The sequence below is a fragment of the Amycolatopsis sp. NPDC104587 genome (assembly GCF_055583645.1).
This window is the reverse complement of record NZ_JBVJNO010000013.1, coordinates 187,356-202,825: the sequence shown is the minus strand read 5'-3', so window position 1 is coordinate 202,825 and position 15,470 is coordinate 187,356. Positions and strand designations below refer to the sequence as shown.

Annotated in this window: 13 protein-coding genes; 6 read left to right on the top strand and 7 right to left on the bottom strand. The window is 72.2% G+C overall.

Going from position 1 to position 15,470, the window contains the following annotated elements:
- Positions 1–133: 133 nt before the first annotated feature.
- Complete coding sequence (locus tag ACZ61C_RS35280; protein ID WP_465312225.1) at positions 134–1,345, bottom strand: MFS transporter; 1,212 nt, start codon at positions 1,343–1,345, stop codon at positions 134–136.
- A 411-nt stretch (positions 1,346–1,756) separates the two neighbouring features.
- A complete protein-coding gene (locus ACZ61C_RS35275) occupies positions 1,757–2,752 on the bottom strand; it encodes a LacI family DNA-binding transcriptional regulator (protein ID WP_465312224.1) in 996 nt (331 codons plus the stop codon).
- A gap of 112 nt (positions 2,753–2,864) precedes the next feature.
- Here ACZ61C_RS35275 and ACZ61C_RS35270 point away from each other — a divergent pair, with 112 nt between their 5' ends.
- Genes ACZ61C_RS35270 through ACZ61C_RS35260 form a run of 3 tightly spaced genes read left to right on the top strand, consistent with a single transcriptional unit; the run spans position 2,865 to position 5,232 of the window.
- A complete protein-coding gene (locus tag ACZ61C_RS35270; protein ID WP_465312223.1) occupies positions 2,865–3,401 on the top strand; it encodes an NADPH-dependent FMN reductase in 537 nt (178 codons plus the stop codon).
- Between the two features lie 11 nt (positions 3,402–3,412).
- Positions 3,413–4,390, top strand: coding sequence for an ATP-binding cassette domain-containing protein (locus ACZ61C_RS35265; RefSeq protein ID WP_465312222.1), 978 nt, complete (start codon positions 3,413–3,415; stop codon positions 4,388–4,390).
- On the top strand, positions 4,387–5,232 hold the full coding sequence (locus ACZ61C_RS35260; protein WP_465312221.1) for an ABC transporter permease: 846 nt from the start codon (positions 4,387–4,389) through the stop codon (positions 5,230–5,232). Before ACZ61C_RS35265 ends, ACZ61C_RS35260 begins: the two co-directional genes overlap by 4 nt.
- Here ACZ61C_RS35260 and ACZ61C_RS35255 read toward each other — a convergent pair.
- Both ACZ61C_RS35255 and ACZ61C_RS35250 read right to left on the bottom strand, forming a co-directional pair.
- Entirely contained in the window at positions 5,159–5,875 is a 717-nt protein-coding gene (locus ACZ61C_RS35255; RefSeq protein WP_465312220.1) for an 8-oxoguanine DNA glycosylase OGG fold protein, read from the bottom strand. The genes ACZ61C_RS35260 and ACZ61C_RS35255 overlap by 74 nt on opposite strands.
- 30 nt (positions 5,876–5,905) lie before the next feature.
- On the bottom strand, positions 5,906–8,980 hold the full coding sequence (locus tag ACZ61C_RS35250) for an ATP-binding protein (protein ID WP_465312219.1): 3,075 nt from the start codon (positions 8,978–8,980) through the stop codon (positions 5,906–5,908).
- A 111-nt stretch (positions 8,981–9,091) separates the two neighbouring features.
- Between ACZ61C_RS35250 and ACZ61C_RS35245 the strand changes: the two genes are divergently transcribed.
- Both ACZ61C_RS35245 and ACZ61C_RS35240 read left to right on the top strand, forming a co-directional pair.
- Positions 9,092–10,753: a peptide-N4-asparagine amidase gene (locus ACZ61C_RS35245; protein WP_465312218.1), complete on the top strand. Its 1,662-nt coding sequence runs from the start codon at positions 9,092–9,094 to the stop codon at positions 10,751–10,753.
- A gap of 52 nt (positions 10,754–10,805) precedes the next feature.
- Positions 10,806–12,083: a cytochrome P450 gene (locus tag ACZ61C_RS35240; protein WP_465312217.1), complete on the top strand. Its 1,278-nt coding sequence runs from the start codon at positions 10,806–10,808 to the stop codon at positions 12,081–12,083.
- Between the two features lie 3 nt (positions 12,084–12,086).
- Here ACZ61C_RS35240 and ACZ61C_RS35235 read toward each other — a convergent pair whose 3' ends face one another.
- The 3 genes from ACZ61C_RS35235 to ACZ61C_RS35225 all read right to left on the bottom strand — a co-directional run bounded on the left by ACZ61C_RS35235 (position 12,087) and on the right by ACZ61C_RS35225 (position 14,648).
- Entirely contained in the window at positions 12,087–13,043 is a 957-nt protein-coding gene (locus ACZ61C_RS35235) for a DUF1152 domain-containing protein (RefSeq protein ID WP_465312216.1), read from the bottom strand.
- Between the two features lie 365 nt (positions 13,044–13,408).
- On the bottom strand, positions 13,409–14,035 hold the full coding sequence (locus ACZ61C_RS35230) for an alpha-ketoglutarate-dependent dioxygenase AlkB (protein ID WP_465312215.1): 627 nt from the start codon (positions 14,033–14,035) through the stop codon (positions 13,409–13,411).
- Positions 14,036–14,072: 37 nt separating this feature from the next.
- Complete coding sequence (locus tag ACZ61C_RS35225; RefSeq protein ID WP_465312214.1) at positions 14,073–14,648, bottom strand: dihydrofolate reductase family protein; 576 nt, start codon at positions 14,646–14,648, stop codon at positions 14,073–14,075.
- A gap of 240 nt (positions 14,649–14,888) precedes the next feature.
- On the opposite strand from ACZ61C_RS35225, the gene ACZ61C_RS35220 reads away from it, so the two are divergent.
- Complete coding sequence (locus ACZ61C_RS35220; RefSeq protein WP_465312355.1) at positions 14,889–15,467, top strand: hypothetical protein; 579 nt, start codon at positions 14,889–14,891, stop codon at positions 15,465–15,467.
- Positions 15,468–15,470: the final 3 nt, after the last annotated feature.

Genomic DNA, 15,470 nt, shown 5'->3' with positions numbered 1-15,470 from the left:
TTCTGCCTCTGGGACTATCTCCCGTGTGTGGGCCCCCCCCCCCCTCCTCCCCCCCCCCCCCCCCCCCCCCCCCCCCCCCCCCCCCGGCATCAAAGGGGCCTTTCCCGAGACAGGGGAGGGCCCCTCCCGTGTGTCAGCTCGCGATCTCGGCCGTGGCGAGCTCCGTGCGGCGGAACGCTTCCGGCGACAGCTGGATCCACACCAGCACCGCGCTCACCGCCTGGATCGCCGCCACCACCAGCCAGACGCCGCGCAGGCTCCAGTGCGCCGCGACCAGGCCGCCGGTCAACGCGCCCAGCGGCGTCAACCCCCAGGCCAGCGCGCGGTGGCTGGTCAGCACCCGGCCCAGCAACGGCGTCGGCGTGAAGCGCTGGCGGCTCGACTGCGAGCAGACGTTCCAGACCAGCACCGTCGAGGTCAGGAACACCAGCACCACCCCGATCAGCGGCGGCCACGGCGGCAGCACGGCCAGCAGCAGCGGCGCCACCACCCCGAGGCTCTGCGCCCACCGCATCGACCACGAGTACCCGAGCCGGTCGACGATCCGCTGCACCACGAACGACGACGCCACCCAGCCGACCGCCAGGCAGGCCAGCAGCAGCCCGTAACCCACTGAGCCGACGTGCAGGATCTGCGTCGCGTACAGCACGAACATCGAGTTCCCGGCGCTGGCGGCGAACGACCCCAGCGCGACGTTCATCGTGATCGACCGGAGCAGCGGCGTCCGGACGAGGTGCCTCAGCCCGGCCGAGAGGTCCTTCAGCGGATGGGTGCGCGCGGCGACGACGGACGCCGACGGGATGCGCCGCGTCAGGAGCAGGGCGAGCAGCGCGCAGGCCGCCGCGAGCCACGCGGGAGCGCCCGCGGTGACGGCGACCAGGAAGCCGGTCAGCGGCGGCACGACGAACTGCACGACACCCCGGTCGATCACCGTGAGGCGCGCGTTGGCGTGGGCGAGGCGGTCCGGCTCGACGAGCTCGGGCACGAGCGCGCCGCTGGCGCCGTCCCCGAGCACCTGCGCCGAGGTGACCACGAAGGCGACGACCAGCAGCACGGGCAGGCTGAGCACCCTGGCCGAGGCGACGGCGCCGAGCACCAGCGCCGCCCCGACCTGCACGGCGTAGGCCCAGGCGAGCACCGCCGTCCGCCGCACGCGGTCGATGAGCACCCCGGCGAACAGCGACAACAGCAGCCACGGCGCCTGCCCGGCGACGTTGACCAGCGAGATCTCCCGCGGGTCGGTGGTGACCGACACCGCGAGCAGCGGGATCGCGGCCAGCATCAGGCCTTCGGCGGAGGAACCGGACACCGCGACGGCCTGCAGCCGCACCCATCTGCTTGTCACGCCCGTATCCCCATGATCGGCAGGATCTCACAGACCGCCAACCGATTTAGCCGGTCATTGGCGGATCAGCCGGATGGCGTCCGCGACGACAAAGCCGTCGGCGTCGTCGCTCTGCGACACCGTAGTGGCCACCAGGATCGTGTCGTCGGGCAGCACGGCCAAGCCGGGCCCGCTTCGGCGTCCCACAGGGTCGTCTCGGTGAAGGACCCCGCGGCCGCGGCCCGTCCCGGGAGGGCGCCCGCGACGGCGGCGCCGAGGACCGCGCCGGTCAGGCCGAGCACGAAGGTGCGTCGGCGGATCGAGGGGAGGTCGTGTGCGGTCATCACCAAGTCCTTGTCGCTCGGCCGGGTTGCCGGCGACGAGTCTGGACGCGCGCCGTACACACGACGCACAAAGACCGTCCACAAAGGACTAGCGGCGCACCCGGGTCGACTCGCGGACGACCAGCTCGGGGGTGAACACCACGGCCTGGTGCTCGGCCTTCGTGTCCGCCGTCTCGGCCAGCAGCAGCTCCGCCGCCGTGCGGCCGAGGCGCTTCGCGGGCTGGCGGACCGACGTCAGGGGAACCGCCGCCGCGCCCGCGAACTCGATGTCGTCGTACCCGACGATCGCCATCTCGTCCGGGACCCGGACATCCGCGCCGACCATCGCCTGCAGCACGCCGAGCGCCAGCAGGTCGTTCGCGCAGAACACCGCCGTCGGCCGGGGGCTCGTGTCCAGGAGGCGGGCTCCCGCGTCGCGCCCCGACGAGACGTCGAGGCCGATCGCCTCCAGCACCGTCAGCTCGGCCGTCGAGCCGGAAAGCGCGGTGCGGACGCCTTGTTCGCGGTCGCGGCACTGGGCGAGGATCGCGGGCCCGTTGACGAACGCGATCCGGTGGTGGCCGGTCTCCAGCAGGTGCCGGGCCGCCAGCGAGCCGCCCGCGACGTCGTCGACCGACACCGAGCTGGCCTCCGAAGCCGGCGCCTTGCGGTCGACCAGGACGTACGGCGTGCCGCTGCGGCGGAACGCGTGCAGAGCCTCGCCGGTGGTCGCGACCGGGCTCAGCAGCACCCCGCGGACCCGCTGCTCGGCGAACATCGCGAGGTAGGACGCTTCGAGGTCGGAGCGCTGGCTGCTGTTCGCCGTGATGACGTTGAGGCCCTCGGCGTGCGCGGCCTGCTCGGCGCCGCGCGCGACGTCGACGAAGAACGGGTTGCCGAGATCGAGGACGAGCAGGCCCATGATCCGGCTGCGGCCCGCGCGCAGCTGGCGGGCGGACTCGTCGCGGACATAGCCCAGCTCCTCGATGACCGAGAGCACGCGGTTGCGGGTGGCCGCGGCGACCACGTGCGGCCGGTTGACCACATTGGACACCGTGCCGATCGAGACGCCGGCCCGCTTGGCGACGTCCTTGATGCCGACCAAAGCACCCCCTCGCAGAGAAGGCGTGAGCCTATCACGCACGATGAAACGTTTCAGCCAGATTCGATCTGGCGGCGCGTCTCGCGCCCTCCCCATGAGACGAGGGGAGGACGGCATGGACGACGCGCTGCGGGTGACGGTGCTCGTCGGCAGCACCCGCGAAGGCCGGGCCGGCGGGCGCGTCGGCCGGTGGTTCACGGCCGCGGCCGCCGCCCGGCCGGGGCTCGCGCTCGACCCCCTCGACCTCGCCGACGCCGGCCTCCCGGCGGGCTACCCGGCGGCGCCGACCCCGGCGCTGAGCCGGTTCCGGGAGCGCATCGCCCGGGCGGAGGCGTACGTCGTCGTCACCCCCGAGTACAACCGCAGCTTCCCCGGGCCGCTCAAGCAGGCGATCGACTTCGCCTACGACGAATGGCACGCGAAGCCGGTCGGTTTTGTCTCCTACGGCTACCGCGCCCGCGGCCGCCACGCCGTCGAGCAGCTGCGGGAGGTCTTCCTGGAGCTGCACACGGTGACGATGCGCGACGCGGTCGCCCTCGACCTGCTCGCCCCGGCGTTCGACGACGAGTGCGTGACCGCGCTGCTCGACGAGCTCACCTGGTGGGGGCTCGCGCTGCGCGACGCCCGCCGGACCCGCCCCTACTGCGCGTGAAAGGACCGCAGATGAACGCACCCGCGATCGAAACCTCCGGACTGGTCAAGGTTTTCGGCGACACCCGGGCGGTCGACGGTGTCGACCTCGTGGTGCCCGCCGGCACCGTCTACGGCGTCCTCGGGCCCAACGGCGCCGGCAAGACGACGACCGTCCGGATGCTCGCCACCCTGCTCCGCCCGGACGGCGGTGAGGCCAGGGTCTTCGGCCACGACGTCGTCCGCGACGCCGACACGGTCCGCAGCCGGGTCAGCCTCACCGGGCAGTACGCGTCGGTGGACGAAGACCTGACCGGCAGCGAAAACCTGGTGCTGCTGGGCCGCCTGCTCGGCCACCCCCGGGCCGCGGCGCGCGACCGGGCGGCGCAGCTGCTCGCCGCGTTCGGCCTCACGGAGGCCGCGGCCAAGCAGGTGAAGCAGTACTCGGGCGGGATGCGGCGGCGCATCGACATCGCCGCGAGCATCCTGCACACCCCGGACCTGCTGTTCCTCGACGAGCCCACGACGGGGCTGGATCCCCGCAGCCGCAACCAGGTCTGGGACATCGTCCGGGCGATCGTCGCGCAGGGCACCACCGTCCTGCTCACCACGCAGTACCTCGACGAGGCCGACCGGCTGGCGTCGCGGATCGCGGTGATCGACCACGGCCGCGTGATCGCCGAAGGCACCAAGGGCGAGCTGAAGGCGTCGGTCGGTGCGGGCGCGATCCACCTGCGACTGCGGGACGCGGCCCAGCGCGAGGCCGCTTCGGACGTGCTGGGCCGGGTGGTCGACGCCGCGATCCAGCACGAACCCGACCCGGTCGCGCTGACCGCCCGCCTCACCGCGGCGGCGGGCGAGGCGGCCGCCGCCGAGCAGTCCGCCCGCGCGCTGGCCGAGCTGGCCGCCGCCGGGATCACCGTCGACACGTTCTCACTCGGCCAGCCCAGCCTCGACGAGGTGTTCCTGGCCCTGACCGACCACACCGCGAGCGGAGAGGAAGCAGCGTGAGCGCCACCGCAGTCAAGGAGACCGAACTCGCCGCGCCGAAGGCCGAAGACCTGGCCGCGGTGCTCGTCGCGACGCACCGCCCAACCCGGCCGGGCCCGCTCTCGACGTCGTTCACCTTCGGCTGGCGGGCGGTGCTGAAGATCAAGCACGTGCCCGAGCAGCTGTTCGACGTGACGGCGTTCCCGATCATGATGACGCTGATGTTCACCTACCTCTTCGGCGGCGCGCTGGCCGGTTCGCCGGGGGAGTACCTGCAGTTCTTCCTGCCCGGCATCCTCGCGAGCAGCGTCGTGATGATCACGATGTACACGGGGATAGCGGTCAACACCGACATCGAGAAGGGCGTGTTCGACCGCTTCCGCACCCTCCCGATCTGGCGCCCGTCGGCGATGGTCGGCTACCTGCTGGGCGACGTGCTGCGGTACCTGATCGCCTCGGTGGTGATCATGCTGGTCGGGCTGGTCCTGGGCTTCCGCCCGGGCGGCGGGTTCCTCGGCGTGGCCGCGGGCGTGGCGCTGCTGATGGTGTTCTCGTTCGCGTTCTCGTGGGTGTGGACGATGTTCGGGTTGCTGCTGCGCTCGGAGAAGTCGGTGATGGGCGTCAGCATGATGGTGATCTTCCCGCTGACGTTCCTGTCCAACATCTACGTGAGCCCGACGACGATGCCCGGCTGGCTGCGGGTGTTCGTGGAGGTGAACCCGATCTCGCACCTGGTGACGGGGGTGCGGTCGATGATGGCGGGAGCGTGGGACGTGCCGGCGGTGCTGATCACGCTGGGGGCGTCGGTGCTGCTGGTCGCGGTGTTCGGCACGTTGACCATGCGGCTCTACAACCGCAAGTGACTGTGGTGAAGAGGGCCAACTCCAGTTCGTCGGGGGCGTGGCCGCCGGTCTTGGCCCAGCGGGCGAGCAGGGCGCAGTACCGCTCGTAGGTCACGGCCGGCCACGGGCCGAAGCGGTGCAGTGACTTCCACTCGCAGTGCTCGTGCAACGCGGTCGCGACCACCCGGTCGAGGATGAGGCACGGGTGGTCCGGAGCGCCGCCTCCGGCGAAGTACAGGAACTTCGTGAAGAAGGACGGCCCGAAGGACCGGAAACGGTTGTGCCGTCCCGGGCGGAGGAGTGCGAAGGCGCGCGCCGGGTCCACGCGTGACGCTTCCGCCGCTTCGGTCAGAACTGCCCGGGCGGCATCAACCTCGGCGGCGATGCTGTTCAGCCTGCGGATGTTCTGCCGCAGGCGCGAGCCGGAGCCCCAGGCCAAAGTGCGCCACAGCACCGTGAACACGTCGTCGGCCGGCGCCCACACGTCGGCGCGTGTCAGTGCCGGGCCGCTCGGCGGATCGCCCGGCAGGTCTCGGCTGCTGAGCTCGTCACGCCACCACTCCGCCGGGATGCGGATCGGCTGCTGCTCGACAGTCTCCGTGCGCGGAGCCGTGGGAACCGCCCACGCCGGCAGCGGCAGGGGACTCAGGTCGGTCATCGTCATGGCGACTGGGTCGCCCGCCGCACCGAACCGTTACAGCCGCCAGCGGGTCTCCGGCTCCGGCGCATACCTGCACGACGCCCCGGTCGTCACCGCCGCCTTGAGATGCTCCGCCAGCTCCGGATGCAGTTCCGTCAGCTTGCGGAGCGTGTCACGGATGCGGGCTGTCACCGCCTTCCGGGCCCGCTCGGCCTCGTCGCCCAGGCGGCGGGTCCGGCCGCCGAGGCCTGCTGCCGTGCGTAGCTCCTGCAACAGGGCCTCGCGCTCGCGGTCCAGGGCTGCCGCTCGGGTGTCGTCGCCGCGGTCGGTGGCCTGGTCGATCTGTGAGTCCAGGTCATCGAGTCTGCGGCGGTAAGCCGCTTTCGCCGTCTCGTCCAGGACCGGGTCGCCGCCGAGGCTGCGGGACGCCACCGCCGCTTCGCCACCTTCCGGGGACGACAAACGGACCGCCGGCACCTCCGAACCGGGACGGCTCAAGAGAATCTGCAGGTCCCGCAAGCCCTTCGTATCCGGCACCCGCACCTCACGACCGGCGAACCGCAGCGTCCACACCTCGTCGGTCCGGCGGAACTCGTTGTCCGGCGGGGGAACCCGCGCCGGCGCCGCGGCCGCCAGGTGCGGCATCTCCAGCTCCGCCGCCTCGGCCCGGACCGCCGCCGTCAGCGCCGAAGCCCGTTCCGCGTCGCCCGGGGCACCGCGCTCGGCGAGCACCGAGGCGAGCCTGCTGCGGATCTCGGCCGCCCAGGGACGCATGCGCATCCGGTCCGCCGACGCGGCCGCCGCGGTCAGGTGCTCGACCGCCGTGTCCCGGCGGCCGAGCGCCGCCTCCAAGAGTCCCGCCCACAGGTCGACCGGGCCGCTGATCTCGCAGCCGTACAACGCCACCAGCCACTCGCCGGAGTACGGCGTCAGCTCGCCGAGGAGCCGTTCGCACGCCTCGCGCTCGCCCGTCAGCGCGGCCACCTGTGCCTGGCACCGCAGCCACATCGGCGCGAACTCGCGCGAGAACGGCCCCGTCACCTCACGCGCCGCGGCCGTGTCACCCCGCTGGGCCGCGGCCAGCGCCGCCAGTAGCTCCGGGTGCGGGTGGTCGCCGGTGGCCAGCCGCGCGATGTGGGCGGCCACGTCGTCGAACCGGCCCTGCAGCAGCAGGAAGCTCCAGCGCACCTGGTCGACCATGTACCCGAACTCGTGGCCGAACGCCGTCTCCACCTGCGCCAGGTCCGCGTGCGCCTCGGCGAAGCGGCCACGCAGCGCGCGGATGATGCTGCGGTCGAGCAGGCCCGCGAACTCGGCCCCGCGCAGGCCGCTCCCGGCGGTCAGCGCCTGGAACGCCCGGTACTGCTCGAGGTACCGCGGATCACCCTGCTCCAGCAGCGCGACCCACTTCAGCGACGACGCGAAGTACTCGTTCTCGCGGTCGCCGGTCCGCCGCGCCAGCACGGCCAGCTCGTCGGTCAGCCGCTCCCGCTCCCGCGCGGTGCCCGGTCCCCAGATCAGGTCGTGACGCGCCCACAGCGTGAACGACAGCTCCTGGTCGTCGTGCCCGTCCCGCGCCAGCACCGCGGCCCGCGCGGTGAGCTCCAGCGTGACGCGGTCGAGCGACAGCGGCTCGGCGGGCTTCCCCGCGAGCCGCTCGTGCGCCGTCAGCAGCAGCTCCGACGTCAGCGCGAGCCGTGGCCCGCTCGGGCCGGTGCGCGACAGCGTGAGCGCGGCCCGGGCGAGCAGCGCGTCGTCGTCGAGCTCGCGCACCAGCGCGACCGCCTCGTCGAACGACTGCCACGCTTGCTCTTCCTCGCCCCAGCGGCTGAGCATCGTGCCGAGGTCGAGCGCGATCACGATCCGCTGCCGCGGCGCCACCGCGCGCTCCAGCGCCCGCCGGTAGTGGCCGATCGACTCGTCGCTCGCCAGCCGCGCGCTCGCGTCGCGCGCCGCGGCGACCAGCAGCTCGGCCGCGCGCTCCGGGGCGACCTCGTCACCGGCGAGGTAGGCGTGGCGGGCGCGGTCGGCCGCGAACACCAGCGGCACCAGCTCGGTGGACGCGTCGAGCGCGCGGACCACCGCGGCGTGTCTTCGCCGGACCTCGGCCGGCTCCAGCTCGGCGTACCGCGACTCCCGCACCAGGTCGTGGGCGAAGGCGAACCGGCCGTCGCCGAGCGTGGTCACCAGCCGCGCCGCGGCCGCGCGGGCCAGCAGCTGGTCGATCTCCGGCGCCGGCGTCGCGGTCAGCGCGGCGAGGATCCGCCGGTGGAACTCCCGGCCGAGCACCGCGGCGTCGGTCAGCAGCCGGGTGACCGGCGCCGGCAGCAGGGAAAGCCGCCGCTGCAAGGCATCCCGTACCCCGGGGGCGACGGCCGACACCGGGCTGCCGCTGTGCCACAGCCGCGCGGTCTGCTCGACGAAGAACGGGTTGCCGCCGGTCCGCAGGTGCACCTCGGCGGCCAGCGCGGGGTCCGGCTCGGCGCCCGCGGTGCGGCTCATCAGCTCGGCCACCTCGGCCGGCGCCAGCCCGGTCAGCGTCACCGTGGTCGCCTTCGCCACCAGCGGCAGGACGAGCTCGCGCAGCGGGTGCCCGGGCGCGTCGACCTCGACGTCGCGGTAGGCGCCGACGAGCAGCAGCCGCTCGAACCACGTGTGCCGCGCGGCGAACTCCAGCAGCCGCAGCGACGCCGCGTCGGCCCAGTGCAGGTCGTCGAGCACCACGACGACCGGGCGGTCGTGCGCGGCGGCGGCCAGCGCGGTCGTGACGGCGTCGTGCAGCCGGAAGCCGTCCTCGGCCGGCGCGCCCGCCGACTCGCCGAGCAGCGCCGACAGCGTCGCGGTGTCGGCCCGCGCCCATTCCTCCTCCGGCAGCTCACGCCGCAGCGCGCGCACGACCTGGACCCACGGCCAGTACCCGGGCGCGCTGTCGGAGTCCCAGCAGGCGCCGGCGAGCACCAGTGCGCCACGCCGGCGCGCGTCGTCGGCCAGCCCGGTGACGAGGGTCGTCTTGCCGATCCCGGCCTCGCCGGTCACCAGGACGAGGCCGCCGTGGCTCCCGACGGCCCGGTCGAGCTCGGCCCGCAGCGCGGCGGCGGGGTGGGCCCGCCCGATGAGCGCGGCTGTCATGTCCGGTTCCTCCCGATTCCGGGGCTGAGCCTCTCACGCTTTCCCGCCGTTCGTCGCACGATCACCGCACTAGGCTGCGCAGCGGTGTGCCTGCCGCTGGGAGGAGTCCGGGTGCGGATCTTCACGATCGTCCTGTCCGTGGTGCTGACGTGGGTGCTCGCCGGGGCGGTCGCCTCGGCCGCGCCCATTGTGGAGGGCAGCACCGACAATCCCGTGACACCGGCGCCCGCGGTCACCCGGCCGGCCACCCCGCACTGCACCGTCACGCTCGCGGACGCCTTCCGCTCCAACACCGCCGACGGCACCCCGCAGTTCTACGAAGGCACCCTCACCCCGCCGAAGGCCTGCCCGGGCCCGTGGGCGAAGGTCGTCATGGACCAGACGGTGACCGTGAGCGGCCGCCAGTACGACCGGATCGGCGACCTGAAGATCGGCGCCACCGAGGTCTGGTGGGGGACCACCGAGGAGCCGAGCGGCGAAGGCACCCGCCCGATCACCTACCACTTCGACAAGGACCTCACGCCGTACGCGGCGCTGCTGCGCACACCGCAGGCCTTCCACGGCGGCATCGAGAACTTCACCTCGCCGATCTACACCGGCGTCTACGCCCAGACCGTGACGCTCACCTACTACCAGGCGGACCGGAAGCACCCGGCGCCCGACACCGCCGACCACGTCGCCGGGTTCGGCCACGCCGCCGCGACGCCCGCCGCGCCCACCGTGCACTTCACCGCGAAGGACCTGCCGCGCAACATCACCCGCGCCTACCTCGAGGTCACGCTCGAAGGCCACGCCTGTGACGAGCAGTGGTTCGACGACGTCCCCGACGACGTCTCGGCCGAGTACCCGGCCGCCGGGCTGTGCGGCAAGGGGCCGTACCGCGAAGCGAACTTCGCGATCGACGGGACATCCGCCGGGAGCGCGTTCACCTTCCCGCACATCTACTCCGGCGGGATCGTGCCGCAGCTGTGGCGCCCGATCGTCGCGATCGACACCTTCAGCCTGCACGCCGAGACCTACGACGTGACGCCGTTCGCCGGGCGCCTGGTCGACGGCGGGACCCACGACCTGTCGTTCACCGTGCCGAACATCGGCGGCGAGTGGACGGTCGTGCCGACACTGCTGCTCTACACCGACGACCACGCGGCTCGGACGTCCGGCGCGCTGACCCAGCACGACGTCGCCGCCGCGCCCGCGCGCAAGACCGCCGTGAAGGACATCGAAGGCGGCGTGAACGTGACGGTCACGGCGAAGCGCGACGACGTCACGGCGGGCTACGTCGACACCTCCGCCGGGCGCGTCTACACGCGGGTCGAGCGCACCCGCGACTACCGCAACAGCGACGACGTCACCGACGGCGGCTTCACCCAGCACGTCGTGCAGGCCGACGCCGGGCAGCAGACGTCGACGTCCACAGTGGACGGCCGGGTGCGCTCCGCCGCCCGGCACACGTGGTCCTACCCGCTCACCACGGACGCGACCGCGAACGTCACCGACGACCAGAACCTGCGCATCTCCGGCTCGGCCGAGATGACGAAGATCCTGGCCGACTTCACCGGCGACGGCCGCCGCTGGCGCCCGGCGCGGGCGTCGCGGGAGTGGCTGAGCGCGTCCGGCGTGCTGGCCCGCACCAGCGGCGTCAACACGGAGGCGGACGGCCGGTCGAAGACGCTGTACACCGGCGCGGACGATCTCGGGCGGCCGTACTTCCACTACGTCGCGAGCGAGCACGGGCTGGTCACCGAGAACCGGGAGCTGCCGCCGCGCGGGTGAGCCCAGTCTCGCTCGCCTCACCCGATCGGGCTAGTGCGGTACTGTCGGAGGCATGGGGAGTCTCCGCTCACGGATCCTGGGCTGGGTCGGTCGCCGGTACCTCGCGCGGCAGTCCAAAAAGGGCTTCGACCTCGAAAAGATGTCGTCCCTCCTGCCCGACTCGGCGCTGCTGCCGCTGAAGCGGGACGGCCTGGACCCGGTCGCGGAGATGGGCACGACCCGGGCCGAGGCGCCGATCAGCAAGCTCGACCTGCCGTTCGGGATGAACGCCTGGCTGGTCACGGGTTACGACGAAGCGAAAGCCGTGCTCGGCAAGGCGAACGGGTTCTCCAGCGACTTCACCAACCTGGTGGGCAACGCCGGGGTGACCGAGGACCAGAACCCGGGCGGCCTCGGCTTCGCGGACCCGCCGGTGCACACCCGGCTGCGGAAGCTGCTCACGCCGGAGTTCACCATGCGCCGGCTCGGCCGGCTGACCCCGCGGATCGACGAGATCGTCGCCGAGCAGCTCGACGCCATGGCCAAGGCCGACGGCCCGGTCGACCTGTGGCAGGCCTTCGCGCTGCCGATCCCGTCGCTGACCATCTGCGAACTGCTCGGCGTGTCCTACGAAGACCGCGAAGACTTCCAGCGGCTGAGCACCGCCCGCTTCGACCTCTTCGGCGGCGCGACCGCGTCGTTCGGCGCGATGTCGGAGTCGCTCACGTACTTGCTCGAGATCGTGAAGAAGCAACGCGAAGAGCCCGGTGACGGCCTGCTCGGCATGCTGATCAAGGAGCACGGCGACGAGATTTCCGACCGCGAGCTGGCCGGGCTCGCCGACGGCGTGCTCACCGGCGGCCTCGAGACCACCGCGAGCATGCTCGCCCTCGGCGCGCTCGTGCTGCTGCGCGACGAAAAGGCGTTCGACGCCGTCCGCGGGGACGAGCAGTCCGTGCACCGGTTCGTCGAGGAGCTGCTGCGGTACCTGACCGTCGTCCAGATGGCGTTCCCGCGGTTCGCCAAGGAGGACATGGAGATCGCGGGGGTGAAGATCTCCGAAGGGGACATCGTGCTGGTGTCGCTGTCGGCCGCGGACCGCGATCCCAAGCTGGGCAAGGACATGGAGAGTTTCGACGCCGCGCGCGAACCGACGTCACACCTCGCGTTCAGCTACGGCATCCACCGCTGCATCGGCGCCGAGCTGGCCCGGATGGAGCTGCGCACGGCGTACCCGGCGCTGGTGCGCCGGTTCCCGAACATGCGGCTCGCCGTGCCGGCCGAAGAGCTCGCGTTCCGCAAGGTGTCCATTGTGTACGGTCTGGACGAGCTGCCGGTCCTCGTCGACTGAGCTTCAGTGCGGGATGGCCTGCCGCGGCCGCCGTTTGGCGCGTTCATGGTGCGCCTCGATGACGAGCGCGACTTCGGTGGCGGTGGTCGTCTCCGCGAGCTCGCCGAGGTAGCCGACGCCGGCGGCCAGGAGCGCCAGGTCGGCCGTGAAGTAGACACCCATCAGCGGGTTCACGAACAGCTCACTGCCCGCGGTGCGGCTGGTGAACTGCACGTTCCCGAACTCGCCACGCAGCGCGGCCGCGATCTGGCCCTGCACGATGCTCGGCCGGTCCGGGGTCGTGCGCTGCGCGTGGGCGACGGCGTCCAGGTAGGCGTGGGCTTCCGGGGAAGCGGACGGGATCGACAGCGCGCCCAGGTACCCGCCTTCGCGGTCGAGCGCGGCGAGGTTCTCGAGCACGTGGGCGTGGCAGACGCCGTGGAAGGCGTCGATGCCGAAGCCGAGGCTGACGACCAGGCGGTCGACGCCGTCGAGCGCCGCCACCGCGGCGAGGCTGGTCATGTCCTCTTCGGGGGTGCCGAGCCCGGCTTCGTCCCCGCGCAGGAGGATGTCGGTGCCGCCGTCGACGAGCACGACGGCGTCCAGCCCGAGGTGGCTCGCCAGCTCCCGGTAGGCCTCGCGCACCGGCCGGACGCCGACGCGCGGGAAGGCGTGGACGACCGGCTCCCAGCCCTGGGTTTCGAGCCACCGGGCGAGCGTGCGCTCCGGGAAGTACGCGTCGTCACCCGCGCTGCCGGGCCGCACCCGCGCGAGGCCGGGGGAGAGCCAGTCGTCGAGATCGAGCCGGTTCAGGTCGCTGAAGGCGAGGTTGGCCAGGTGCACCTCTTTGCCCTGCGCGCGCAACGCGCTCGCGAGCGGCAGCCCGGCGTAGACGTCGAAACCGCCCCCCGCCCCGGCGATCAGCACCCGCCGCGCGGGCCGCAGGCGGGCGAAGAGCGGAGGTTCGGCGAGAGTGTGCACGTCGCCATCGTAGGGGAGGCGGCGCCAGTCCTTTTGCGACGCGAGTTCCGCCTGCGGTCACGCGAGTTCCGGGTTCAGTCACGCGAGTTCCGCCTGCGGTCACGCGAGTTCCGGACTCGGTCACGGAGTTCCGGAGCCGGTCACGCGAGTTCAGCCCGCAGTCATGCGAGTTCCGCCCGCGGTCACGCGAGTTCGGGACTCGGTCACGGAGTTCCGGAGCCGGTCACGCGAGTTCCGCCTGCGATCACGCGAGTTCCGGGTTCAGTCACGGAGTTCCGGAGCCGGTCACGCGAGTTCCGCCTGCGGTCACGCGAGTTCCGGGTTCAATCACGCGAGATCCGCCCGCAATCACGCGAGATCCGGGTTCAGTTCACCCCGCGCGGCCGGAACTGGACGCTGATCCGCGGCCCGACCGGCTTGGCCGTCTTGGGGATCGAGTGCTCCCACGTGCGCTGGCAGCTGCCGCCCATCACGAGCAGGTCGCCGTGGCCCAGGGGGCGGGCCAGTGTCTTGCCGCCGCCGCCCCGGGGGCGCAGCGCGAGCGTGCGCGCCGCGCCCACGGAGAGGATCGCGATCATCGTGTCCTCGCGGGCGCCGCGGCCGATGCGGTCGCCGTGCCAGGCCACGCTGTCGCGGCCGTCGCGGTAGTAGCACAGCCCGGCCGTGCGGAACGGCTCGCGCAGCTCCCGCAGGTAGTGCTTGCTCAACGCGTCCCGCGCCGCCATCAAGGCGGGGTGGGGGAGCGGCACGCTCTCGCGGTAGTAGCTGAGCAGCCGCGGCACGGCCACGAGGCGGTCGTACATCTTGCGCTTCTCCGCCTGCCACGGCACACCCTCGACCAGCGCCGCGAACAGCTCGTCGGCGCCCTCGAGCCAGCCGGGCTGGATGTCGACCCACGCGCCCGAGCCGAGGTCGGTCCGCTCGGGCGTGAGCGGGCGCAGCGAGATCGAGCCCTGAGCGTCGAACAGCGAGGACTGGAGACCCGGGTTCATGCGCTCACCCTACACCAAGATCGAACACTTGTTCTACTCAGTGGACGACGTCGTAGACGAGCTTCTGGATCCCGTTGCCGTAGGACTCGCTGTCGACGACCTTCAGGTTCTGCTTGTCCTTGTCGGCGTCGCTGAACAGCCGCTTGCCCGCGCCGAGCAGGACGGGGAAGACCAGCAGGTGGTACCGGTCGACCAGGCCGGCGTCGGCGAGGGCGCGGTTCAGGGTCGCGCTGCCGTTGACGATGATCGGCCCGCCCTCGGTCTCCTTGAGCGCGGCGACGTCGTCCAGCGAGCGGAGGATGGTGGTCTCGCCCCAGTTCGTCACCAGGTCGGAGTCCTGCAGCGTGGTGGACACGACGTACTTCGGCATCGCGTTGTAGCCCGCGAACTCCACCGTCATGCCCGGCCACACCGGCGCGAACGCCTGGTAGCTGACCCGGCCCAGCAGCAGCGCGGTGGCCTCCTCCTGCTCGGTGCCCTTCATCGCGTAGGCGGCCGGGTCGAACTCGATGTCCTTGAAGGTCCAGCCGGAGTTGCGGTAGCCGGGCTCGCCGCCGGGGCCTTCGACAACGCCGTCGAGCGAGACGAACGAGGTGGAGATCAGGGTGCGCATGCGGTGCTCCTCGGGTGATCTTGCGTGCTTTCACCAGTGTGTCGAACGGTGGCCCGCGGATTCGACAACGCCGCGCGGAAAACTTCGGACGGGGTACGGCCGCCGGAAGTGGGTCTTGTCCGCGGCTGCGCGGACTCGTACAGTCAGGCGCACGCCGGACAAAGGTCTGAACCTGTGTCCGGGCACCGCCGCCTCGAGTGACACAGGAGGTCGACGGTGCGCAGACTTCGCGGAGCGGGCGTGCTCACGGCGGTCGCGGCGGCACTGGTGGTGCTCGCCCCGACGGCGGGCGCCCAGGTCGGGACGGGCCCGTGGGTTTCGGACTCGCCGGGGTTCTCGACGCAGCAGAAAGGGTGCGGCCAGGTCTCCGGCCTCACCTTCAAGCTCACGTGCTCCACTGCGAGCGGTGAGCAACGCGCGGAACGCCGGTACACCACCTACACCGGCGGGACCCACCAGTTCGAGGGCTCGTTCAAGATCACCAGCATGTCCGGCTCCCGGATCAGTCTCAAGCAGACTTTCCGGGACGGCTCGGGCGCCGGCCCGTACTTCCTGCTGGCGGTCGAGAACGGCGGCCGGATGTACGCGGTGGAAGGCGGAGCGACGCTCGGCAGCGGCGCGACCGTCGGCACCTCGGTGCGGGTGAACACGATCAACCAGGTCGGCAGCTCGCACAAGGTGTACATCAACGGCTCGCTGAAGCAGACGATCTCGAGCCCGAGCGGCAGTTATTACGACAAGTTCGGCAGCTACCGCACGGCGAGCGGCGCCGGGCCCATCACGGTGACGTGGAGCGGCGTGAAGTTCTGGCACAAGTAGGAG